Here is a 22,456-nt window from a genome sequence, read left to right on the forward strand (position 1 = left end):
TTTCAAAAAAGGGCATCTGCCGCCGCGCATCCGTCCAACCCTTACGGGCACGTACATACATACAATGACAGGAGACATAAAAACAGCCGGGAAGTACTTCAAGATAACAGGAGGAACGAACATGGGGCAAAAGCTCGTTGGGATACTGCTAAATGCCGCTATGCACGGGGGCGTTCCCCGGTTAAAAACCGGACAGGAATCTCTGGCCAACTACGAAGAGGCCGCCGCCGCATACGGATTAACCCCTTGCTTTGTGAAGCTGTCCGACATCGACGTGGCGTCCGGCTTCAGCAGTGTCTATATGAAGAAAGGTCCGCAAGGCTACCGCAGACAAATCGTCCCTACGCCGGAGGTCATCCACAACCGGGCAATCTATGATCCCCGCAGCACTGGCGTCGAGCGCCTGCTCCGGCAGGGAATTCAGGTCTATAACAGCTGTAACCGCTACGGCAAGGATCAGATTCACGGCCTGCTGGAGCGCAGCCGCGAACTGCAAGCTTATCTGCCGGTCACTGCAAGCGGACTCTCCGGTCTGAGGGAGATGATGGGCCGCTACCCGGATCTGATCCTCAAGCCTTGCCGGGGCAGCGTGGGTAACGGTGTGATGCGGCTCACCCGCAGCGGCGAAGGGCGCTGGCTCTGGAGCTACTCTCTCTCTGGCTCAAGACGCAAGGTTAGCAGAGCCGTTAACCCGGACGCCCTTCCCCGGGTCCTCCGCGCCCGGCTCTCTTCTGTGCCCTATCTGGTCCAGGAACGGATTCCGCTGGCTGAGATTAACGGACGCCCCTTTGACCTGCGTGTCACGGTACAGCGGGGCTGGGGCGGAGCGTGGCAGGTCACCGGCCTTTTCGCCAAGCTGGCTGCGCCCGGCGGCTTTGTATCGAACATTGCCAGAGGGGGCGAAGCCCTGAAGTCCTCTTTTGCCCTGGAGCAGGCATTCCCTGGAGAAGAGGCAGCCAGAATCCGTATGTCCGTCCTCTCCCTCAGTCTCGCCATCGCCCGTGAGCTGGAGAAGAGTCTGCCGGGGCTGGCCGATATCGGTCTGGACATCGGTGTCACGAAGCACGGACATCTGTATTTCATTGAATGCAACGGGCGCGACCAGCGTTACGGCTTCCAGAAGGCCGGACTGCGCGGGGTATGGAAAGACAGCTACCGCCAGCCTATGGGCTATGCCAGATATCTGTACGAAGAAGCATTAAGAATGAACTCTTATTGATTTGTCTCCTATTCTATGTCAATATAATGCAGAGCGGGTGGAGTCCCTTTGGCACGGGATAACACTGCTGCATGATGGAAGGGAGATGGGCATGGTTAAACAATTGCTGCGGCTGATGACCGAGCTATCCTCGCACAGATGGCTTTCCAGGTTGATGGGGGCTTTATCCCACAGCAGACTCAGCCGCCTTATGATTCCGGTATTTATTCGTTCCTATCAGATTCCTGCCGCCGAGGCGGAGAAGGCTGCCGGAGAATACCGTACACTGAATGAATTCTTCAGCCGCCGCCTGAAGCCGGGGACGCGCCCGGTGGCCAGCGGTGAGCATGCCGTAGCCAGTCCCGTGGACGCGATGATTACGGCAATGGGTGAAATCAACTGCGGCACGATAATGAATGTGAAGGGGCAGGATTATACGCTGGAGGATTTGCTTAATCACTCGCCACACCTCGAACTGTACAAGAAAGGCTATTATTTCGTCCTCTACTTAAGCCCTACCGATTATCACCGGATTCACTCCCCGTTAACCGGACAGCTCCGGGAGAGCGATTATATCCGCGGACGGGCTTACCCCGTGAATGATTTCGGCATGCGCCATATGAAGAGTGTCCTGAGCCGTAACGAACGGCTGATTACTTATATAGCCGGCAGCCATGGCGAGACCGCCGTGGTCAAGGTAGGCGCAATGAATGTGAGCAGTATCCGCTACACCGATGAGGCGGCCAGAGAATGGCAGCGCGGCGACGACCTGGCATATTTCGAATTCGGTTCCACGGTAGTCCTGCTGATGGAGAGCGGCACCTTCACCCCGCGCCCCGGGCTTGCCCCGGACACGAAGGTGAAGATGGGCGAGCTGCTGGGAGAGATGCGGCGGCCGGTGTAACACAGTCTATTCAAAAAGGACTTCAGGCAGAAACAGCCTGAAGTCCTTTTAATATGCAGATATTATTCCTCTTCCAGAGCCCTATTCAACACAGAGTCGCTTCCCCTAGTATAATCCTCCATAGTGAATGCCACAGGGATATCCGGTAACAATGCATCGGCCGATCTATTTAATAAATGAAATTCTTTAGTACTGTAGCTGATAATGTGTCCTGTATCCGGTAATGTCAATGGCAGTGTTTCGCCTGCACTGTTAGGATTGCTCTTGGTAGGTTCCCCGATAAGAACAGCATCAAGAGACTCCTTTAAGGAAAGTGCGTTGGTAATGGCTGAAGAAGCGGTATTCCTTCCAATCAGAACATATACATTCTTATGAAGCCGGCCAATGGAAGTCAATTCCTCAATCAAGGGATCGAAAATTCGAGAATCGCCTCCCGGATTGGCCCTTAAATCAATGATCAACTTCCCTGCGGATTCATTACGAATTGACCTCACTATATCATCTTGAAAGGTTTGAAAGCTGTATTCTGTATCCTCGGCACAAAAATTATACGCAATATACAGAGCCTTTTGTGCAGCCAGATACTCCATCCCGTAATTGGAGCCTCTGAATTTATCGTAAAAGGGATTTCCGGCATGGGGAACTTGAAGTTCGGCCATATATTTTTGGGGAGACACAGGTTGAATGGAAAACTTAATTTCCTGTGACGCTTTATTTTGAAAGGTCAATTCCATTTGCTGTTTATCCTTAACAATATCCAGACCATGCAAGATGGATGGATAGAGCATGTACGTTGGCACCTTGGATTGCAAGCCCTGTATATTTTCATGCGAAATAATTTTCTCCAGCTTCTGAATGATTTCAGATACCTGCGTATCATTAATTTTAATTAATTTCATAAAAAAAGTATTTGTGTACCCTGGAGCAGCACCGGTGACAAATAAATTCCCCTGTTCAAAATAAAAATTAAACGGCAGCACATCTTCATTCTTAAGCTGTAACGCAGTATGTAACTGGCCGATGGAGGCGATTGCTCCGGAAAGATCTGCGAAGATTTGATCATCATTATCGTATTTCGGCAGATTGGAGATAATTTGATCTATCGCGTGCTTAAACTCCTCGGATCTTGCTGGATTTGTAATCAAACCGATATCTTTGTTTGGCATTTCCGACTTTACGTACTCCAAATCTGACTTCCACGTTGAAATATGTTGTTGTTGATTACAGGATACAGTGAACAGGACTAATAGAGAACAAAGTATGTGGAGAAGCTTTTTCATGGTAATTAAGCATTCCTTTATAAGTTTATAAATTACAGTTAGACAGAACTCATTAAATTATTTCGGGACGATAAATCAAAAACTTTCCCTTTTCTCATCTCCAAAATTCTATCATTACATTTAATGATACTACGCTTATGAGTGGTGTATAAAATTGTAGATTCTTCACACTCTCTTCGGAAATTATCCCAAACATATTTTTCCGTTTCTTCATCCAATCCAGAGGTCGGCTCATCAAGAATAATAAGCTCAGGCTTTAAAAGCATAATCCTTGCCAGCTCAATTCTTTGCTTTTCCCCCTTAGATAATGTGTTATGATCTATCATAGCTGAAAGTTCTTGGGTCTGAGTAAATAAATATTCAAGTTTCACCATTACCAGCACATTCTTTATTTTTTCTTTAGTTAGCTGCTCTTTGTTCAAACCATAGGTCATATTTTCCCAAAAGGTTCCCCTAAAAATACTACTCTCATCTAACATAAAACTAATCGCCGGCTTTCCGTTGGTTTGCATATCATTTACAGAGACAGTTCCTTGATATCCGTATAGCCCAGCGATAAGTTTGCATAATGTCGATTTGCCTGATCCGCTTTCTCCAGTAACTGCAACTTTTTCTTTTGAAAAGATGATTAAATTAACATTTTCAATCAATTTCTTTCCGTTTACATTACAGTTTACATTTTCACATATTAGCTTAACATTAGGATCAATAATCACCTTTTTTTCATGCTCTGCTTCGAATTTCACAATATCATATACTCTTTCGTGAGAGGACAATAAATTTTTATAGAAATGAATCCAATTGGAGAAAAATTGAGCTGGGGAATTTAGTCCTTGAGCGAGTTGATTAAATGCAATGAGTATTCCAATTGATAGCTGGCCTTTAGCAACCAGATAGGCGCCTATGGACAATACAAGCATTTGTCTAGATCCTGAAATCATTCCTGATATCCCTGAAAGTATAGATTGGCTTATAATTAGCACTTTTTTATTTATAAAAGATATTGATAAAACTTTAGAGAAACGTTCCAACTCTTGCTGATTTAATCTATTCAATCTTATGTATATATATCTATTAATGATTTGCTTATAACTTTCGAATAAGTTTGAATCAGAAGTTTTAACCTGATCCACTTTATTTTTAAGTTTATTTGATGAAAGGAAGTTATACATATAATCGACCAACATCATTATTATTACACATAAGCTAAGTATCTTGCTGCTATGAAACATCAAAATCAAAATTCCAATTAGAAGTACTAATTGTGTTATTGTTTTAATAATAATCTCAAAGGAAAGCTCACAAACATTTTGGATGTCATTATTCCCCCTATATATAATGTCCCCTTCAGAATAGTTAGAAATGCTGTTAAAATCTTTAGCCAAGTAAGATTCTAAATACTTTTTTCTAAATGTTAGGCTTGAGGCATTCAATACTTTTACATAAAAAGAAGTGTTAATGACATTTAATAATCCGCTTATTAAAAAAAAGGTTATTAAAAGCACTAAAATAATCACCAACAATTTGAAATCAAATTCTTTGATTACTTTATCAAAAATAATCTGGGTTAAATAGGCTGGAATAAGAGAAAAATAAGAAGAAAATATGTTAAGCAGTATTATAAAGATAATAGAACAGATCATTTTTTTGGATTTTGTTAAAGTCAGAAAATATTTAATCGGTTTTTTTTCCATTTAACCTCACCCTACTTTACACGTTCGAATTGTTGCCACAACCCGAACGTGCAAAGACATAGTAGCATATTCTTTAAATATTAGTTCTACAAATTAATAAATTTCCTTCTGAATAATTAGAAAATTTTAATCCAACACTTGTCGCAATAGGACCCACAAGGAGAATTGGTATTGCAAACCTCAACTTTGTTACAGAAAGTATATTTCGTGCAGTCTCCACCAACTCCACCTGAACCCCACTCATGACCATTTGGTGTAACTATGTAATCCATTTAATCTCCTCCTTAAATTTTAATTAAAAGATGTTGATCCAACATTTGTCACAAAAAGTTCCACAAGGAGAATTAGTTTTACAAACTTCGATTTTGTTACAGAAAGTATAATTTCCACAGTCCCCCCCAACTCCACCTGAACCCCATTCATGACCGTTTGGTGTAACTATATAATCCATCTTTTCACCTCCCTTTTATAAAAGTATTTATAGTTAAGACTCAAAGTCTCGACTATCAAAAATTCCATTCAGTGATAAAAAATTCTTTTTATTCTGCATCATTCTCAACTTCCTTGTTCTTGTAACTCGGAGGATGATTTTAATTTATAGAATCTTAACAAACGCTCTACGATATTGTACTTTAATTGATTGCATTCAAAGTCTTCTCCATTCCGGCTCATATCTGGACATCTACCTTTACATAACGGAAATATTGAACATTCATTGCACTTGTCGGGAAATTGCCATTCTACCCATTCAACATATCTCGCAGCATTAGCAAGACCTTCTGTAATGCTTCCAACTCTAAGTTCTTTTTTCCCAACTTCGTTCCAACATTTAAATAGATCTCCTTCGGAATCGATAACAAATGAATTGTTATTTACGGCAGTGCATACACTTCCCCCTAAATTTGAAGGATACATTTTCCCCATGTCAAAGCCTAATAAATCCGCATGTTTAATTAGTTCCATTTCCCATTTTGAGAACTCTTCTGTTAAAAGGCAGGATTCACTTACCGATTGGCAGGTACCCTCATGGGAAGTTACTGGGGCAAAATACAAACCAACTTTTTTATTCAAGTTATTTTCAAGTAGAATCGGAAAAAGCTTATGTACATCTTCAACATTATTCTGAGAGACGTTAACTCTAATTACTATATTTAAAAGATCATAAACATCCTTTATATTCTCCATGATTTTATGAAAAGTCCCGTCTCCACTTCTTAAATATCTAGTTTGATCATGGGTATCAGGACCACCGTCTAATGTAATCTGAACTGATGTAACTTTACACTCATTTACCAACATCTCAGCTACTTTTCTCGATAAAAGATAACCATTACTCACCATACTAAAATTATAGTTAATGTTCTTTTCATCACATTCCGCAATTAATTCTTTAGAAACTCTGCGGATCATCTCTTTTTGTAAAAGCGGTTCCCCTCCGTACCACGTTATCGATAGTGTTTCTTTTCCGACCATGTGATTTTTAATAAATTCCAACAAAGCTTGTTCTTTATTTTCATCAAAATAAGAGTCCAGATGTTCCTCATAACAATAAGGGCATCTAAAATTACATTGTAATGTAGTAGCAATAGTTAGCCCTAAAAACTGCTCGGAATATTTAGACTTATTAGTAATGTATGTATAAAACAAATTTTCGTTAACTTCCTTACCAATCATAAATCCCGCTTCTTTTAATTTATCTACATGGATAACAGGAATCTCCTTTAGTCTTCCTTCTTTTAATAATCGCACACTACTTTGATATTCAGTATCCAAACTTACAAACGCCCCTGTATGGCTATTGAATAGAAAGTTAGAGTCTCCATCATCAAAATATAAATTAAACTTAGATGCCGTATACAATGCATTAACCCCCAAAATAATTTTATGTAATAAATCACATCAAAAATTATTACCTATGGGGTATTCCTATTAACAAGATATCTGGAATTTCCCCCATAATAATTAATCATCAAATTTCCAATAGGAAATATCATCTTATTTAATAATTCGAAATTATTATTTCAATTGCAAAAAATCAGTTGCCTAAGAATTTAAATGGGCAGGCGTAACCAGGACATGGAACATTAACATTACAAGTTACATATGTTTGACATCCTCCCCCACCTGATCCCCATTCATGATAATTAGGTGTAATAATATAATTCATTTCCTCACCTCCTTATAAATATAAAATGTTCCTAATGTAAATCCAAAATATAACAACTCTGGAGGTTATATTTCGATAATTTAGTTTTAACATTTATCGCTATAGTAATAATATTAAATTTGTCACATTATTTTACAAGTAATAAGATTACATAAATAAACTAATATATACATATTAGCATTTAAAATAAATAATAATGTTAATTTGATAGTCGACAATTGTGTGTCGCTTGTTATGGTTGAAACCATTCTTGAGTTTAATCCCTCCTTACACTAAACTATAAATTATGTAAAACAATCACAAAAAGGGAGTATCCCCACACCAAGAATTGGCTGGAATACTCCCTTTATTATCATCTATGCCAAGCTGAACGCAGCGCCGCTCCGGTTACTCCGTAACCTTGCTCTGGTTCGCCACCTCGCGGGCCTTCTGCTGCACCTCTTCCGGTTCGCCTAGATAGAAGCGGCTGATTGGCTTCACATCGTCGTCGAGCTTGTAGACCAGCGGAACGCCGGTCGGGATATTGAGATCCAGCAGTGCGGTCTCGTCGATATCCTCCATATACTTGATCAGCGCCCGCAGCGTGTTGCCGTGCGCCGAGATCAGAACCCGCTCCTTCTTGCGGATCAGCGGTACGATCCGGTTGGTCCAGAAATCTCCGACCCGGTGCACGGTATCCTCCAGGCTCTCGCCGCGCGGAATGTCACCCGGACGCACTTCCTTGTAGCGGATATCATGTCTGGCATAACGCGGATCATCCGGCTCCAGCATCGGAGGGCGGACCGAGAGGCTGCGCCGCCAGATATGGAGCTGCTCCTCACCGTATTGAAGGGCCGTTTCACTTTTGCTGAGGCCCTGTAGTGCACCGTAATGGCGCTCATTGAGCTTCCACGACTTCTGCACAGGAATCCACAGCAGGTCCATCTCATCCAGCACATAGTTCAGCGTCTTGATCGAACGCTTCAGCACCGAAGCGAATGCAAGATCGAAGGTGTATCCGTTCTCCTTCAGCAGCCGGCCCGCTTTCTTGGCCTCCTCCACGCCCTTCTCCGTCAGATCGGGATCACTCCAGCCCGTAAACAGATTCTGCCGGTTGTATTCACTCTCACCATGCCGTATCAGAACGATTTCGTACATAAGTATTCTCCTTCTCCCGTGTATGATTGGCTTCTCTTGCTTCTATTCTGTCACAGCGCAGTGTGCGCTTCAACTTCAGGCCTGCCTTGCGGACTGGGAAGCCGCTATTTCAGCTATTTTGCCAGATCACGGAGGGCAAGCGGACTCAGATGCTCTTAAGTTAGCCCATACGCCTCTATTTCAGCCCCAATCAGCCTGATAACGGCCCCTGAGTCCGCAGCGGGGGGCAATAAGTGCCTTTTTCGCAAAATAAGGTCCGCACGGTCCGCATAGCGCACATGGTACACTTATCACACGTAGCATACATAGCACATCAAGCACCCAATGCATACCCAGCATATCTAGCACCCGAGGTACCTATATCACACTCAGTACGGTACTCACCCCGCCGCTTCAGCGGATCTCTGACGGGCTCTTCCCGGTATGCTGCTTGAACTGGCGGCTGAAAAAGAAGATGTCTCTGTAGCCGAGCGCATCCGCCACCTCCGTGACGTTCATGCCCGCATACAGCAGCAGATGCTGAGCCCGTTCGATCCGTGCGCGGATCACATAGGACTGGACCGAAGAGCCGGTGATCTCCTTGAACTTGATCGAGAAATAACGCGGGGACAGCCCTGCACGGGCGGCCAGATCCTCTACCCGGTGCGCTGCTCCGGGATGCTGGCTGACATAGTTGGCGACCTCGTGGATCACCTCCGCCAGCTGGTTGCTGACATGGCGCTCGACCGGCCTTGCCTGATCCTGCCGCAGCAGATGAATCATGAGCTGCTTCAGAATCAGACGGCCCTCCTCCTCCGCAGCATAGGTCTGCACCAGGAACAGCCGGACATAGCGGGCCAGCAGATGCTCGAATTCCACCGTCTCGCTCAGCTCATGGTAGAACGCAGGCACCTCGGTCACCTCTTCGGTAACATCGAAGTGAATATATGTAAGCACAAGCGGCTTTTGCGGATTATGTGTGGCGCTGGTATAATCCCCCGGGCGGAACAGGAAGCAGCTTCCCTTCCCTACCTGATAGGGCACTCCACCGCGCACAACAGTCCCCTCCCCGCTCCAGACGTAGAATAAATCGTAATTTTGCAGCGGCTTCTCTCTTTTTTGCCACTTCCAGCCCGGTTCACAGACAATCTTCGCCAGAGCCGGGAGGATTACAAAAGAGGATGGCGATGCATGCAGCATATGATTCCCTCCTATAGATATAGCGTAAGCTTACTTTTCATAATACCTTGTCCGGTTCCCATTTGTACATCTTCTGGGCTCCGCATGGGGACGGGACGCCGCTACGTTTCCAAAACTATTTATGAAAACGCAGCATTCCTAAGTGACGGCGGCAATCCACGGTGTTATAATGTTAGGCAATGTTAGCGTATATATCCCAGAAGAATACCGGAAGGATGAAACTGATGAATCCACTGGCTGGACAATTGAATGACAGCATCAAGGCAGGCAATGAACATGTATACGATATGCTCTCAAGTCTCGGTAAAGCGATTTATTTTCCCAAAGAGGGTATTCTGAGCCAATCTGCAGAGGCCACGGCTCATGCCAAAAAGTATAACGCCACCATCGGGATTGCTACCGAGAACGGGTTGCCGATGCACCTTGGCGTGATCCAGGATAAGCTCTCCGCTTACAGTCCCAAAGACCTCTACGGCTACGCACCTCCAGCAGGTAAGCCTGAGCTTCGCTCCGTCTGGCGGGAGAAGATGCTGCGGGAGAATCCGTCGCTTGAAGGCAAGTCTTTCAGTAATCCAGTCGTCACGAATGCGCTGACCCACGGGCTTAGCATCGTTGCCGATCTGTTCGCAGAGCAAGGGGATGCCGTCATTTATCCGGACAAAAACTGGGAGAACTACGAGCTGACCTTCGGCATCCGCCGCCAGACTGAAACCGTAAATTACCCGCTCTTCACGGAGGATATGAGCTTCAACAGCGAAGGGCTGCTGGATGCCCTGCTGGCCCAGAAGGACCGCGGCAAAGCCATCGTCCTCCTTAATTTCCCGAATAATCCAACCGGATATACGCCAGGCCTTGCAGAAGGCGAGGCCATTGTTGCCGCTATCCTGCGTGCTGCCGAAGAAGGCGTAAATGTGGTAGTGGTCAGCGATGATGCTTATTTCGGACTCTTTTTCGAGGATTCACTCAAGGAATCTCTATTCGGCAAGCTGGCGAATCTGCACCCGCGCGTACTGGCGGTCAAGATTGACGGAGCCACCAAAGAAGAATTCGTCTGGGGCTTCCGCGTCGGCTTCATCACCTACGCTTCGGAGAACAAAGAGCTGCTGGCAGCCCTGGAGCAAAAAACACTGGGCATTATCCGCGCCACTATCTCCAGCGGAGCACATCCATCGCAGACCTTTGTCCTGGACGCGCTGAAGGCGCCGGAATTCGCCGCACAAAAGGAAGAGAAGTTCCAGATCATGAAAGGCCGGGCCAACAAAGTGAAGGCGCTGCTGGACAGCGGTAAATACGGCGATGATGTATGGACGTATTATCCGTTCAACTCCGGGTACTTCATGTGCCTGAAGCTCTTTACCGTCTCTGCGGAAGATCTGCGGCTTCACCTGATCCACACCTACGGCCTGGGCACCATCGCCCTTGGCGAGAGCGACCTGCGCATTGCCTTCTCCTGTATCGAGGAGGATCAGCTGGAAGATCTGTTCGATCTGGTCTATGCGGGCATCCGTGATTTGGAGAAGGCCTGATCATCCGCCTTTGCATACCTGCATCAGTCCCGGAATGCCGGGGCTGATTTTTTTTGCCCGGTGCTACGGCATTGGCCTATACACGTTCTGCCCTCCGCACATACAATACGATGTACTCAAGTACAACAACTCACACGCGAAAGGGGAATGAACATGAGCGAAGAAGTTAGAGGCGGATACGGATACGGCGGCGGGTTCACAAGCACTGGAGCGATTCTGGTTCTCTTTATCCTGCTGGTCATCATCAGCCGTTCACTCTTTGTCTAACAGGGAGTGAGTCCCCTGGAGGGAGCTGCGTGCTCTCTCCGATCCACGTGTTATAGCATTCCCTGCCACACCTGATATGAAGAGGGAATTCCCTTTTATACATTCTTATCTTCTGAAAATGGCCTCAGACTTCGCATCCGCGAGAGTCTGAGGCCATTTGTGTTAAGCATACCCGCTTGCGGGTACGCCTTGTCGGCTGCGGCAATCTGTTCTACAGGTCATCTTCATCCACACGCGCTTCCTTGCGGGTGGAGCTTACCTTGAACAGATACGCCAGCAGGAATCCGCAGGCGAAGGTGCCCAGCACTTCCAGCGGGCGCTGCCCGGCCTGAAGCAGGAGCGGCAATCCGGTCAGCAGCGCCAGGACCAGATGGACCCGGAATACAAACTGGATCGTTCCCTTGCCCTTGCTGCCCTCCGGCAGCGGGTAGACGGTCAGCCAGAACGATTCGCTGTGCAGCTTGCGCAGCGCCGTCAGCTGAATGCCCATCAGGAAGAGGAAGAATACATAGATGCCGATGCCGAGATAGCTGGCTTGCATCATCCACACCAGGAACAGGTCCAGCACAGCCATCCGCAGGACGATGCCGAAGACATCACCCCGGGCGAAGCTTTTGGTCAGGAGGAACCGGTAGGCGGAATCCCGCTGCCAGCTCAGGCCGCTGCCCCAACGCGACAGATAACGGCGGGCATAGACCCGCTGCTCGCGTCCCGGCACATCGACGAACCAGCCGAGGACCATCAGCGCCCGGGTCCCCTGGTTCTTCTCCATGGTGATCAGGCGTTCCCACGGAACAGCGTGCCGGCCGGGAACGGCCAGCGCGGCCGCATAGGCTGCGGCCAGAATCAGGATGAAGATCAGGGCGCGCATGGACGGCTGCCATAACCAGGCGCCAACCATCAGAGCGCCAACTGCCCAGCGCAACAGGTTATAGCCTGCGGCAGCAGGGCGGGAGAGCATCGCCGTCTCCCGCCATAACCCGTAGCTGGATAACAGCTTGACCAGAATCAGCACCAGCAGGGTTGCCAGCAGACCCCGCGGTGACTCCTCGGTGCGTATGTACAGCGGCCATAATGTAATGAGGATAAAGGCCAGTCGCAGAATCTTCCACACATTGCCGCTGATCCAGGACGGGGCAAAATACTCTCTCATCCGGTGGCCCTGCGGCAGCAGGAAGATCGTATCCGGGGTCTGCAGATACGTCCGGAAGCTGCTGTGTACCGCCGCAGGCACCAGCAGGACGAACATAATCCAGCGGATCGGTAGGCCAGGCGGAATATCGCGCAGCAGCGCTGTGTACCAGGCGGAGAAGATGATCAGCACCAGCAGGAACACCATGGCGACACCGCTCTGAATGATATACCCCATATAAGGGACCAGGCTTCCTGTGAACCGGCTGCGCCGCTGCCGGCGCAGCTCCTTCAAATCCATATCATTTCCCTCCTTGAACCAGCTCGTAGAACAGCTGCTCCAAATTCAAGCCCTGCCGCCCGGCCTTCGCGGTCATCTCGGCGAGGGTTCCCTCCGCAATCACCTTGCCGCCGTGCAGCACAATGAACCGGTCACAATAGTTCTCAATCGTAGAGAGAATATGCGAGCTGAGCAGAATTGAAGCTCCCGACTTCTTCAGGTCCAGCATGAAATCCAGCAGGGAGCGGATACCCAGCGGGTCGAGGCCGAGGAACGGCTCGTCGATGACATACAGGGCCGGACGCGCTACGAATGCGCACATAATCATCACCTTCTGCTTCATGCCCTTGGACAGATGAGAGGACAAGGTATCCATCTTGTCCTCCATATTGAAGAGTGCAGCCAGCTGGCTGGTGCGTGATTCATAATCACTGCGCTCCACGCCATACGCTCTGGCAGTGAATTCCACATGCTCACGAACCGTCATTTCCTCATAGAGCAGAGGAGATTCCGGCACGAAAGACAGCGCACTGTGGTAGCTCTCAGGATCGCTGCTGCGCGTCTTCCCTTGTACCGTAATCTCACCCTTATGCGGGGACATTAGTCCCAGGATATGCTTCATCGTGGTGCTCTTGCCTGCACCGTTCAGTCCGATTAACCCAACCATCTCACCGGGCTGCACCTGCAGGCCGATGTCATGCAGCACCGGCTTGTTCAGGCTGTAGCCTCCGCTGAGGCCCGTAATTTCCAATACGGGAGCTGTATTCATTGACCGTCACCTCTCGGGGTTTTGTTCTTGAGCCATTTCGGGGCTCCCTTATTCTTGCGGTTCTGCTCCCGCTCCGCCTGGCTGCGGGCCTTGCCCCCGGGCCCCGCCGCGCTGCGCGTGCCGGCGCTCACTCCCGGCCGGTGCTGCCCGCGCCGCACCGTAACCCCACTACCTCCAGCCGCTGCGCCCGGCTGGCCTGCCGGCGCGTCGCCGCCCGTCCCTCCGGCTGCTGTTCCAGCCGCCGAGGTCCGCACCTGCGGCTTGCCGGTGCGCGCTGCAATGCCGCCGCGCGGGGCAACGCTTTCGCGGCGGGCGTTCCCGCCCCCGCCGCCTAAATCACTGCGCTCGCCTTCCGCCAGCGCCTTGCCGAAGGCCATCTCCCGCTCGTCCAGCTGGATATCCAGCTCGCGGGCGAATTTGCGCATGATGAACGTCTGCTGCTCCGTAACGATCGTTACGGATAAGCCGCGTTTACCCATGCGCCCGGTCCGTCCGGCACGGTGGACATAGTGCTCGGAGTCAAAGGCCGGATCGAAGCTGACGACAAGCGTCAGATTCTCAATGTCCAGGCCCCGCGCTGCTACGTCACTGGCGACCAGCACCTTGAGTTTGCCGTCCCGGAAGCGGGTCAGCACGTTTGCGCGCGTCACCTTGTCCGCATCTCCATAGAGCGCAGCAGCCGGAAGCCCCAGATGGTTCAGCTTCGCAGTCACTTCAGCGATGTCGTCCGTAGCGTTCACGAACACAATGGCCCGGTCCGGCTTGTAGTGGCGGATGACCCGGCGCAGCATATCGATCTTGTTACGCTCCTCGCACACCACATAGTGATGCTCCAGGCTCGCTGCGGTCATCATCTCCGGATCAATGCCCACCTCCGCCGGATTCTTCATTTCCCGGTTTGCCAGCAGGCGGGTCTCCGGTCCAATGGTGGCTGACAGCATGACCAGCTGCCGCGTACGCAGCGCACTGCTGACGATCTTCGTCACTTCGCCCGCACCGCTAAGCTGGAACATCTGATCTGCCTCATCGAGAATAATCGTGCTCACCTCGTGCATCTTGAGCTTGCGCAGCCCGATCAGCTCACGTATGCGTCCCGGGGTGCCTACCACCAGATGCGGATGCTCACGCAGCTTGTCAATCTGGCGCTTGATCGCCGCTCCGCCGATCAGCCCCATGGCCCGGATGCCCCGGTGTGCCCCGTAGCGCTCCGCTTCACGGAGAATTTGCATTGCCAGCTCCTGGGTTGGCGCCAGCACCAGCTTTTGCACCGATTTCGAGTCCGGGTTAATCCCTTGCAGCAGCGGCAGCAGATAAGCCAGTGTCTTGCCTGTTCCTGTCTGGGATGCGGCCAGAACATCTCTTCCTTCCAGCAGAAGCGGAATCGTCTGCTCCTGTACAGGGGATGGTTCAGTAATGCCGAATTCAGACAATCGGGCAGCAAGGTCTTCCTGGATGCCGATAGCCGCAAAAGAAGCTTTATTCATAATAGGGTTTCATCCTTTTCACTTAAGATAATATGTTCATTATATGCCAAAAAGGCCTCTCCACCAAATGGAAGGCCATAAAATCTAAGTTGGGGCCGTATTTATCACGGTCATACCAACCTGTATACCAAAGGGGGACAAGCCGTTCACGCCACAGACGGTAATTATGATCTATACTTATCTGGTTATTTTCTGTTCATCAGGTTATAGGTCAGCTTGTCTGCCAGCCGCGGGAACAGGCCATAGAGCCGGATGCCGAAGCCTGCCAGACCGGGCAGATCCACTTCCTCTTTGCCCTTGTCCATCAGCTTGACGATCTTCGCGGACACATGCTGCGGCGTCATCATGATCCGGCTTACGCTTCGTTCATAATTGCCTGAAGGGTCGGCGGTCTTGAAGAATTCGGTGGCGATTGGTCCGGGGTTCACAGCCGAGACAATAATACCGCTCTTACGCAGCTCCTGGCGGAGCGCATTGGTGAAGCCGAGAACAGCATGTTTGGTGGCCGTGTAGGACACTGAGCGTGCGGTTCCGATTTTGCCGGCCATGGAAGCCACATTCACGATCTGACCGCTGCCGCGTGTAAGCATATGAGGAACGACAGCCTTGGTGCAGCGTACAATTCCCATATAATTGACATCCATCATGTCAGCGAACTCTTCAGACTCCATCTCTGTAAAAGCCGCAAACTTGCCGTAACCGGCATTATTGAGCAGAATATCAATTCTGCCGTATTGCTCCAGAATCTCCGCAAAAGTATGCTTAACTGCCGTTTCATCGGTCACATCACAGACGAACAGCCCATGCTCCCCCTGAATGCCCGCCGCAACAGCCTGCAGCTTGTCCTTGGACCGGGCTAGCAGAACAGGAACCGCACCGTGCCCGCTAAGCATCTGCGCCGTAAGCGCGCCAATCCCGCTGGAAGCGCCTGTAATTACCACAATTTTGCCTTGTAATGCCATGGAATAGATTCAACTCCCGATTATCCGCCTAAGAGATCATAACCTGAATATCAAGCTCGCCGATCCCTTCCATCACAAGAGGAATACTCAGCGCTTTGCGCGGCAGAACAGACATGCTCTCGGACTTCATCAGCTTCGGCGGGGTAATGTCTACCGACACCCCTTGATTGGAGAGAATAGTACTGGCATTGCCGCTGATCATATTGCCCAGCTCGGAAATGGCGCTCTGGCCCATCTCATCCATCTCTGTTATCACATAACCGCCCATCATGGCCGACACCATCTTAAGTGCTACCGGTTCGGCAATCCCGAAGATAATATTCCCGCTGAGCTGACCTGTCATTCCCACTTGAATCCATATATGATTATCGATCAGTTCAATATCCTTAATCCCCAGCATACCGGTGGACGGCGAGACTTGGATCACCTGTTCAATTACAATGCGCGCAGACTCTAAAAACGGATTGATTACTTCTGCTTTCATGAAAGTGCTGTCCCCCTCGACCAGTCTTTAGTCATATACCAAAAGTCCTAAGCAATAAAATTTATTATACTTCATATATCGGCATTATTCACCAAAAATTAATGGTCTTGTCGAATGATTTCTGAAGATAGTTTGGAGCGCAACATTGCCCTCCCGGGAGGAATCTCCTATAATTTAATCAATAAACGTAAGATCTGCGGCGTCATACCCTCCGAGTGCAGCACTCACAGCGACCCTTGTACCTATCTACTTTGTCAGAATCCGCGGCTTACAGACTCTAATTCTGGAAGCCGGCATGTGCGCATATGCCCTCCGGAAAGCTGCGGCTTTCCCTGTTTGTACAAATATACGGCGGCACCATCCGGTAGCCATAAGGGGGACAGTCCATGAATATCAGCCAGCTCGAAACATTGATCACCATCTCCAAAACCATGAGCTTCCGCAAGGCGGGCGAGCTGCTCAACCTGACGCAGCCGGCGGTCTCGGCCCAGATCAAAAGCCTGGAGGAAGAGTTCAAGACCCAGCTTGTTGACCGGAACCAGCCGGTAACGCTGACGGACAGGGGCAAGGTCTTCCTCGCCCACGCGGAACAGATTGTCGGAATCGTAGATGAGCTTAAGCAGCGCCTTGCCGATCTCGAAGAGAATCCTCAAGGGCATATTATTCTCGGTACGACCACCTCCATCGCCATCCAGATTCTCCCCCGGGTGCTCTCCTACTTCCAGGATCAGTTCCCTCATATCAAAACCTCGATCTCATCGATGTCCTCCTCCCAGATCTACCAGCAAGTCGAGAACGGGATTGTGGATGTCGGCATCGGCTATCTGATCGGCCGCAATCCGGGGATGACGACCTCGGTCCTGTATTATGATACTTTTGAACTGGTTGTTTCGCCCCGCCATCCGCTGGCCCAGGTCAAAACAGCCGGGATCGAGGCACTGGGCACCATCCCGCTCATCCTGCTCTCACCGGATACGGTCGGCCGGAAATTTGTCGATGAGGTGCTGGCGAGGCACGGTATTCAGCCGCTGGTAATTATGGAGCTGACCAGCAGTGAGGAAGTGAAGCGGATGGTCGAGCTTGATCTGGGAGCGGCGGTCATCTCCAAGCAATCTGTCACTGCCGAGGTCAGAAGCGGCACTCTGCGGATCGTCCCGATCATCGAGCTTGAGGTTACCCATCCTGTAGGTGTTATTACCAAATCCGGCAAGTATGTCAACTCTGCGATGAGACAGTTCCTGAGCGACCTTAAGGGAATGCCCGAGACCCAGTTCATCGGCTCAGAGTAACCTGCACCCTATTTCGCCATATTGGCCTAAGGAGATGTTCCCATTATGAAGTTCGACCTGCATACCCATCATTTCCGCTGCGGCCATGCTGACGGCACGATCCGGGATTATATTGAAGCCGCAATAGCGGCGGGGCTGGATGTCATCGGTATTTCCGATCATTCACCTTACTTCGGAAGCCCTTCCGAGCAGGCTTTTCCGCGCATTGCCATGGCCAAGTCCGAGCTGGTCCACTATGTAGAGGAAGTATTGTCGCTGCAAAAAGAATACGAAGGCCGCATTGATGTCCTGCTCGGCATGGAATCCGACTTCTTCCCGGAGCATGCGGAGCTGTACCGCAAGACCTACGCCGCCTACCCGTTCGATTATGTAATCGGCTCCGTCCATCATGTGGAGGAGATCAGTATTTTCAACCAGGGCCGCTGGAAGGGACTTGACCCCGCGCAGAGGCTTGCCTCCAAAAGCGAGTACTACCGGCTGATTGCCGAATCCGCACGCAGCGGCATCTTCCAGATTCTCGGCCATATCGATGCCATGAAGGGGAACTATCCGCCGTTCTCCGAGATCGCTGCCCCCAAGGAGATTGACGAAGCCTTACGTGTGATCGGTGAATGCGGCCCGGCCATCGAGATCAACACCTCCGGCGGCACCAAGCTGTGCGGCGGCTGGTACCCTTCCGATGAGATTCTGGAGCGGGCCCTGCACTTCGGCGTGGAGGTCAGCTTCGGCTCCGATGCCCATCTCCCTGCCCGCGTTGCCGACCAGCGCAATCAGGTGGCTGCGCGGCTGAAGGAGATTGGATTCGAATACTGGGTCTATTACAAGCGGCGAGAGAAGGTTAAGGTTTCGTTGTAGGCAGTGTAATGCAAAAACCTCGCTTTGCAAGAAATCTGGCAAGACGAGGTTTTTTATTGGCTTGAAGCGCTACCGTTAGAGCTCCTCCTCATACAACCAGCACCGCGCAAACAGGCAGCGTAACGGGACACTCCCCGTCACGCTGCCTGCTGCTGCGGTGCTTTTTTGCGCTGTACAGCTATACTATGTTTATTCCTTATTCAGATTCTCACAGGTGAAGCCCTGCTGCTTCAGCGTACGCTGCGAGTCCCCATACTGCGGATTCAGAGCGTAGAAGCGGGAAATTATGCTGGTCCAGCTTCGCTCCGTCAGCCCTTGGGACTTGAGCAGCTCCCGGTGCGTCTCATTATATTCTTCGATCAAGTGTTGCTGATCCGGGTTATAGACTTCTTCATGATATACAGCCGCTATAGGCAGGCGTGAACTCTTCGGCTGTTCTCCCGCCGGATAGCCAATGCAGAGACCGACCACGGGGAATACATACGCTGGCAACTGCAGCAGTTCAATCACCCCTGCTGTGTTGCGGCGCACGCCCCCAATCGGGATAATCCCCAGCCCCAGCGACTCGGCAGCAGCTACTGCGTTCGATAGTGCAATGCCGACATCCGTAGCCCCAACGAGCAGCGCGTCTATATCCGCAGCCGTTTCAAACGGCTGGCCTTCCAGCTCTGCCGCAAGCTTGGCCCGGTGAAAGTCCATGCAGAACACCAGGAATACCGGTGCTTCCGCCACATGCTTCTGGTTACCGCTCAGCGCCGACAGCTGCTGCCTGCGTTCCTCGCTGCGTACCGCAATTATCGATACCTGCTGGCCATTCACCCACGACGGTGCCGCCTGGGCTGCCTCAATAATCGTCTTCAGCTTCCAAGGCTCCACCGCCTGCCCGCTGTAGTTACGGAATGAACGGTGGTTCATAAGTAATTTAATCACATCATTCAAAGGTTCATTTCCTCCCCATCTATACTTGTCTTATCCATGTACCATTTACACTATCATAGCTCAATCCCCTTGGAGACTGCCAGTACAGCAATGTTTGATGCCACAAGTATGGTCGCTACGAATTCAGGGGCACTAATGCTCCTCATTCGGCCACTTAGCCGACTATTTACGAATTCAGGTGTACTAATGCTCCTCATTCGGCCACTTAGCCAACTATTTACGAATTCAGGTGCACTTATGCCAATGTCATTAAGTTAAGATATAGAGCCAAAAACAAGAAAAAGGCAGGTTATCGAAAAGATAGCCTGCTCTTTTTTTGCACAAAAAAATCTTGACAATCCGTAGAAAACGTGTGGCGAAGCCCCTTGAAAAAACGAGGAGGTTACGCCAATGAATGCTTATGCAAATTCGCTGAAAGACAGACTGACATCTCTCATCCGTGAGATGGCGGCTGCCCCCGCGCCTTACGTCAGAAACCCGGGAAAGGATTTTACCCGAACGAAAAAACTACCCTTTGAAATGGTTATGCAAACCCTGATCTTTATGGGCGGCAACAGCCTCTATAAGGAACTGTTGGAATCGCAGGGCTATGACGTTAACACCGCAACTTCTTCTGCTTTTGTTCAGCAAAGAAATAAAATTTTGCCGTCTGCGGTCGAATCTTTGTTTCACACCTTTACCGCGTCCCATACGGAATTCAAGGATTATCGAGGCTATCGATTATTGGCCATTGACGGTTCCGATCTGCATATTGCAACAGATCCTGCGGACCCGTTGACCTATTCTCAAAGTCAGCCCCACTCGAAAGGCTTTAACCTTCTGCACTTGAACGCTGCTTATGACCTCTGTAACCGGCTTTACGTGGACGCCATCCTTCAACCTCGAAAGCTACGCAACGAAGGAAGGGCGCTGTCCACGATGGTGGATCGGTCCCCTATTCAGGGGAACGTCATTGTGTTGGCGGATCGAGGATTGGAAAGCTACAATACGTTCGCGCATCTGGAACGGAAAGGATGGAAGTACGTCATACGGGTCAAGGATTTGCATTCGAATGGCATTCTTTCGGGCTTGCACTTGACCTTTGAAGGGGCGTTTGATCAGGAGATTCACCTGACGCTGACTAAAAAACGAACGAAAGCGTTCAGGGATCACCCCGAAATCTATAAAATTCTTCCGGCCACCTCTAGCTTTGATTTTCTGGACATGCAAAAGAACCTGTTTTACCCGATTTCCTTTCGGGTGGTTCGTTTCCTCCTGCCCAGTGGCGATTATGAAACCGTCATTACCAATCTACCGGCTGCTGAATTCTCACCGGATGAACTCCGGGAACTGTATCACCTGCGATGGGGGATTGAGACCTCTTTCCGGGCCTTAAAATACACCATCGGTCTGACCCATTTTCACGCAAAGAAGCAAGAGTCCATTACCCAAGAGATATTCGCAAGAATGATCCTCTACAATTTCGCTGAAATGATTACCTCGCACGTAGTCATTTCCCAAAAGGATAAACGGCACCTCTACCAAGTCAACTTCACGGTGGCCGTTCACGTCTGTAGACATTTCCTGCGCTCCAAGGGCGATGGACCCCCGCCTGATGTGGAAGCTTTGATTCGCAAAAATATGTTGCCGATTCGTCTCACCCGTCCTGGGCAAAGGAATACACGCAGAATACGTAGCAAATCCGCCATTAGCTTCGTCTACAGAGTAGCATAATTCGGTTCGCATGAACATTTTTTTAAGTGGATCTTCCATCCGCTTTGTTTGCTATGCGCTTTTTTCCTTCCTTACACCAAAAACAAACGGCATAGGACGTTTCCCCATACCGTTTTGGATTCTCTTTATTAATTCCAAACTTATCTTTGAACTTATCTTAATGACATTGGCACTTATGCTCCTCATTCGGCCACTTAGCCAACTATTTACGAATTTAGGTGCACTAATGCTCCTCATTCGGCCACTTAGCCAACTATTTACGAATTCAAGTGCACTAATGCTCCTCATTCGGCCACTTAGCCCACTTCCTGCCAATCCAAAGGGATTTATCCCTTTCATTTCCTCATCCAGCCCACTTTCCTGCCAATCCAAAGGGATTTATCCCTCTTATTTCACCGTTCAGCCCACTTCCGGCCGATCCAAAGGGATTTATCCCTCTCATCTCCCCGTCCTACCGACTTCCACCAGAAATAAAGGGATTTATCCCTCTCATCGGGAGCCCATGTCAGCACACGCCAAAAAAAAATGGACCCGAATCATCGGGTCCCAACAGCAGTTATATTTTCAAAAGGGGGTCATGTACTTAGTTTAACCGCTGACTGTTAGAGTTTGATAACGGCATTATTTCAATTGTGTAACAATGTGAAGACTTTCATTACGTCGCCCGAGCCGTCCGCCATCGGCAGGGTCCGCTCCAGGGACAGGCCGTTCCTCAGCATGACCTGCGCGGACCGGTAATTATCCCCCCGGCAGCGCCCCTCGACCTTCCGCAGGCCAAGTTCCCTGAAACCGTAGGCCAGCAGCAATCCCAGTGCCTCGGTCGCATACCCGCGCCCCCACCATAACGGATTCAGCATATAGCCCAGCACCGCCTGGCCCTCCTGCCGGTTCCAGTTCTGCAGGGAGACTGAACCGATCAGCTCCGGCTGGCCTAAGATATAGATTCCTGCATGCAGCGCGCCGGGATCATAGCCGTGCAGCATCCGGCTCACCAGCTTATCCAGCACACCCTGCCGGGAAGTGGATGCATGGCGCAGCTGAATATGCGGCTGTACCTCCGGGTGGGAAAGCAGCGACTTCAGCAGCGCTCCGTCGCCGAACGCCATATTCTTCAGTTCTACCATAGAGCCTTGCAGTGACATCCCCATGATCATCTCATAAGTGCTCATGAACTTCTCCCTCTTCTTCCCCCGCCTAT

At 49.7% G+C, this 22,456-nt stretch carries 19 protein-coding genes; 7 read left to right on the forward strand and 12 right to left on the reverse strand.

The window, feature by feature from the left end:
• Window positions 1-121 precede the first annotated feature (121 nt).
• Window positions 122-1,219: a YheC/YheD family endospore coat-associated protein gene (locus MKX51_RS25040; protein WP_340938372.1), complete on the forward strand. Its 1,098-nt coding sequence runs from the start codon at window positions 122-124 to the stop codon at window positions 1,217-1,219.
• Between the two features lie 91 nt (window positions 1,220-1,310).
• Window positions 1,311-2,102: an archaetidylserine decarboxylase gene (gene asd, locus MKX51_RS25045; RefSeq protein WP_340994274.1), complete on the forward strand. Its 792-nt coding sequence runs from the start codon at window positions 1,311-1,313 to the stop codon at window positions 2,100-2,102.
• Between the two features lie 62 nt (window positions 2,103-2,164).
• On the opposite strand, the gene MKX51_RS25050 is transcribed toward asd, so the two are convergent.
• From MKX51_RS25050 to MKX51_RS25070, 5 genes are all read right to left on the reverse strand, one after another.
• Window positions 2,165-3,268 carry a hypothetical protein gene (locus tag MKX51_RS25050; protein WP_340994275.1) on the reverse strand — a complete coding sequence of 368 codons (1,104 nt, stop codon included), beginning with the start codon at window positions 3,266-3,268 and terminating at the stop codon, window positions 2,165-2,167.
• A 152-nt stretch (window positions 3,269-3,420) separates the two neighbouring features.
• A complete protein-coding gene (locus MKX51_RS25055; RefSeq protein WP_340994276.1) occupies window positions 3,421-5,076 on the reverse strand; it encodes an ATP-binding cassette domain-containing protein in 1,656 nt (551 codons plus the stop codon).
• Window positions 5,077-5,631: 555 nt separating this feature from the next.
• Window positions 5,632-6,936 (reverse strand): radical SAM/SPASM domain-containing protein, encoded by a 1,305-nt coding sequence (locus tag MKX51_RS25060; protein WP_340994277.1) that lies wholly within the window; start codon window positions 6,934-6,936, stop codon window positions 5,632-5,634.
• A 694-nt stretch (window positions 6,937-7,630) separates the two neighbouring features.
• Window positions 7,631-8,380 carry a 2,3-diphosphoglycerate-dependent phosphoglycerate mutase gene (gene gpmA / locus MKX51_RS25065; protein WP_340994278.1) on the reverse strand — a complete coding sequence of 250 codons (750 nt, stop codon included), beginning with the start codon at window positions 8,378-8,380 and terminating at the stop codon, window positions 7,631-7,633.
• A 393-nt stretch (window positions 8,381-8,773) separates the two neighbouring features.
• On the reverse strand, window positions 8,774-9,559 hold the full coding sequence (locus MKX51_RS25070; RefSeq protein ID WP_076082292.1) for a helix-turn-helix domain-containing protein: 786 nt from the start codon (window positions 9,557-9,559) through the stop codon (window positions 8,774-8,776).
• Between the two features lie 224 nt (window positions 9,560-9,783).
• On the opposite strand from MKX51_RS25070, the gene MKX51_RS25075 reads away from it, so the two are divergent.
• Together MKX51_RS25075 and MKX51_RS25080 are read left to right on the forward strand one after the other, a co-directional pair.
• A complete protein-coding gene (locus MKX51_RS25075; protein ID WP_340938366.1) occupies window positions 9,784-11,085 on the forward strand; it encodes an aminotransferase class I/II-fold pyridoxal phosphate-dependent enzyme in 1,302 nt (433 codons plus the stop codon).
• Between the two features lie 153 nt (window positions 11,086-11,238).
• Window positions 11,239-11,352: a YjcZ family sporulation protein gene (locus tag MKX51_RS25080; RefSeq protein ID WP_209875980.1), complete on the forward strand. Its 114-nt coding sequence runs from the start codon at window positions 11,239-11,241 to the stop codon at window positions 11,350-11,352.
• A gap of 211 nt (window positions 11,353-11,563) precedes the next feature.
• Here the strand turns inward: MKX51_RS25080 and MKX51_RS25085 are convergent, their stop codons facing one another.
• From MKX51_RS25085 to MKX51_RS25105, 5 genes are all read right to left on the reverse strand, one after another.
• Complete coding sequence (locus MKX51_RS25085; protein WP_340994279.1) at window positions 11,564-12,784, reverse strand: ABC transporter permease; 1,221 nt, start codon at window positions 12,782-12,784, stop codon at window positions 11,564-11,566.
• Window position 12,785: 1 nt separating this feature from the next.
• Entirely contained in the window at window positions 12,786-13,532 is a 747-nt protein-coding gene (locus tag MKX51_RS25090; protein WP_036701580.1) for an ABC transporter ATP-binding protein, read from the reverse strand.
• The gene (locus MKX51_RS25095; RefSeq protein ID WP_340994280.1) at window positions 13,529-15,016 is read right to left on the reverse strand and encodes a DEAD/DEAH box helicase; all 1,488 of its coding nucleotides are present in this window, start codon (window positions 15,014-15,016) and stop codon (window positions 13,529-13,531) included. Before MKX51_RS25095 ends, MKX51_RS25090 begins: the two co-directional genes overlap by 4 nt.
• A 185-nt stretch (window positions 15,017-15,201) precedes the next feature.
• Entirely contained in the window at window positions 15,202-15,978 is a 777-nt protein-coding gene (locus tag MKX51_RS25100; protein WP_340994281.1) for an SDR family NAD(P)-dependent oxidoreductase, read from the reverse strand.
• Window positions 15,979-16,006: 28 nt separating this feature from the next.
• Window positions 16,007-16,462: a chemotaxis protein CheX gene (locus tag MKX51_RS25105; protein WP_340938361.1), complete on the reverse strand. Its 456-nt coding sequence runs from the start codon at window positions 16,460-16,462 to the stop codon at window positions 16,007-16,009.
• Between the two features lie 386 nt (window positions 16,463-16,848).
• Between MKX51_RS25105 and MKX51_RS25110 the strand changes: the two genes are divergently transcribed.
• The gene (locus tag MKX51_RS25110) at window positions 16,849-17,751 is read left to right on the forward strand and encodes a LysR family transcriptional regulator (protein ID WP_036701586.1); all 903 of its coding nucleotides are present in this window, start codon (window positions 16,849-16,851) and stop codon (window positions 17,749-17,751) included.
• A gap of 45 nt (window positions 17,752-17,796) precedes the next feature.
• The gene (locus MKX51_RS25115) at window positions 17,797-18,606 is read left to right on the forward strand and encodes a histidinol-phosphatase (RefSeq protein ID WP_340994282.1); all 810 of its coding nucleotides are present in this window, start codon (window positions 17,797-17,799) and stop codon (window positions 18,604-18,606) included.
• Between the two features lie 189 nt (window positions 18,607-18,795).
• On the opposite strand, the gene MKX51_RS25120 is transcribed toward MKX51_RS25115, so the two are convergent.
• Entirely contained in the window at window positions 18,796-19,536 is a 741-nt protein-coding gene (locus tag MKX51_RS25120) for an NADPH-dependent oxidoreductase (protein ID WP_340995702.1), read from the reverse strand.
• 399 nt (window positions 19,537-19,935) lie between these two features.
• Here MKX51_RS25120 and MKX51_RS25125 point away from each other — a divergent pair, with 399 nt between their 5' ends.
• Entirely contained in the window at window positions 19,936-21,258 is a 1,323-nt protein-coding gene (locus MKX51_RS25125) for an IS4 family transposase (protein WP_340991681.1), read from the forward strand.
• A gap of 626 nt (window positions 21,259-21,884) precedes the next feature.
• Here the strand turns inward: MKX51_RS25125 and MKX51_RS25130 are convergent.
• Window positions 21,885-22,427, reverse strand: coding sequence for a GNAT family N-acetyltransferase (locus tag MKX51_RS25130; protein ID WP_340994283.1), 543 nt, complete (start codon window positions 22,425-22,427; stop codon window positions 21,885-21,887).
• Window positions 22,428-22,456: the final 29 nt, after the last annotated feature.

This window comes from Paenibacillus sp. FSL M7-0420, from assembly GCF_038002345.1.
Lineage (GTDB): Bacteria > Bacillota > Bacilli > Paenibacillales > Paenibacillaceae > Paenibacillus_AQ.

Bases quoted from the DNA above. Each gene is read 5' to 3' on its own strand.
- MKX51_RS25040 (WP_340938372.1), top strand. From the start codon at position 122: ATGGGGCAAAAGCTCGTTGGGATACTGCTAAATGCCGCTATGCACGGG.
- asd (WP_340994274.1), top strand. From the start codon at position 1,311: ATGGTTAAACAATTGCTGCGGCTGATGACCGAGCTATCCTCGCACAGA.
- MKX51_RS25050 (WP_340994275.1), bottom strand. From the start codon at position 3,268: ATGCCAAACAAAGATATCGGTTTGATTACAAATCCAGCAAGATCCGAG.
- MKX51_RS25055 (WP_340994276.1), bottom strand. From the start codon at position 5,076: ATGGAAAAAAAACCGATTAAATATTTTCTGACTTTAACAAAATCCAAA.
- gpmA (WP_340994278.1), bottom strand. From the start codon at position 8,380: ATGTACGAAATCGTTCTGATACGGCATGGTGAGAGTGAATACAACCGG.
- MKX51_RS25070 (WP_076082292.1), bottom strand. From the start codon at position 9,559: ATGCTGCATGCATCGCCATCCTCTTTTGTAATCCTCCCGGCTCTGGCG.
- MKX51_RS25075 (WP_340938366.1), top strand. From the start codon at position 9,784: ATGAATCCACTGGCTGGACAATTGAATGACAGCATCAAGGCAGGCAAT.
- MKX51_RS25080 (WP_209875980.1), top strand. From the start codon at position 11,239: ATGAGCGAAGAAGTTAGAGGCGGATACGGATACGGCGGCGGGTTCACA.
- MKX51_RS25085 (WP_340994279.1), bottom strand. From the start codon at position 12,784: ATGGATTTGAAGGAGCTGCGCCGGCAGCGGCGCAGCCGGTTCACAGGA.
- MKX51_RS25090 (WP_036701580.1), bottom strand. From the start codon at position 13,532: ATGAATACAGCTCCCGTATTGGAAATTACGGGCCTCAGCGGAGGCTAC.
- MKX51_RS25095 (WP_340994280.1), bottom strand. From the start codon at position 15,016: ATGAATAAAGCTTCTTTTGCGGCTATCGGCATCCAGGAAGACCTTGCT.
- MKX51_RS25100 (WP_340994281.1), bottom strand. From the start codon at position 15,978: ATGGCATTACAAGGCAAAATTGTGGTAATTACAGGCGCTTCCAGCGGG.
- MKX51_RS25105 (WP_340938361.1), bottom strand. From the start codon at position 16,462: ATGAAAGCAGAAGTAATCAATCCGTTTTTAGAGTCTGCGCGCATTGTA.
- MKX51_RS25110 (WP_036701586.1), top strand. From the start codon at position 16,849: ATGAATATCAGCCAGCTCGAAACATTGATCACCATCTCCAAAACCATG.
- MKX51_RS25115 (WP_340994282.1), top strand. From the start codon at position 17,797: ATGAAGTTCGACCTGCATACCCATCATTTCCGCTGCGGCCATGCTGAC.
- MKX51_RS25125 (WP_340991681.1), top strand. From the start codon at position 19,936: ATGAATGCTTATGCAAATTCGCTGAAAGACAGACTGACATCTCTCATC.
- MKX51_RS25130 (WP_340994283.1), bottom strand. From the start codon at position 22,427: ATGAGCACTTATGAGATGATCATGGGGATGTCACTGCAAGGCTCTATG.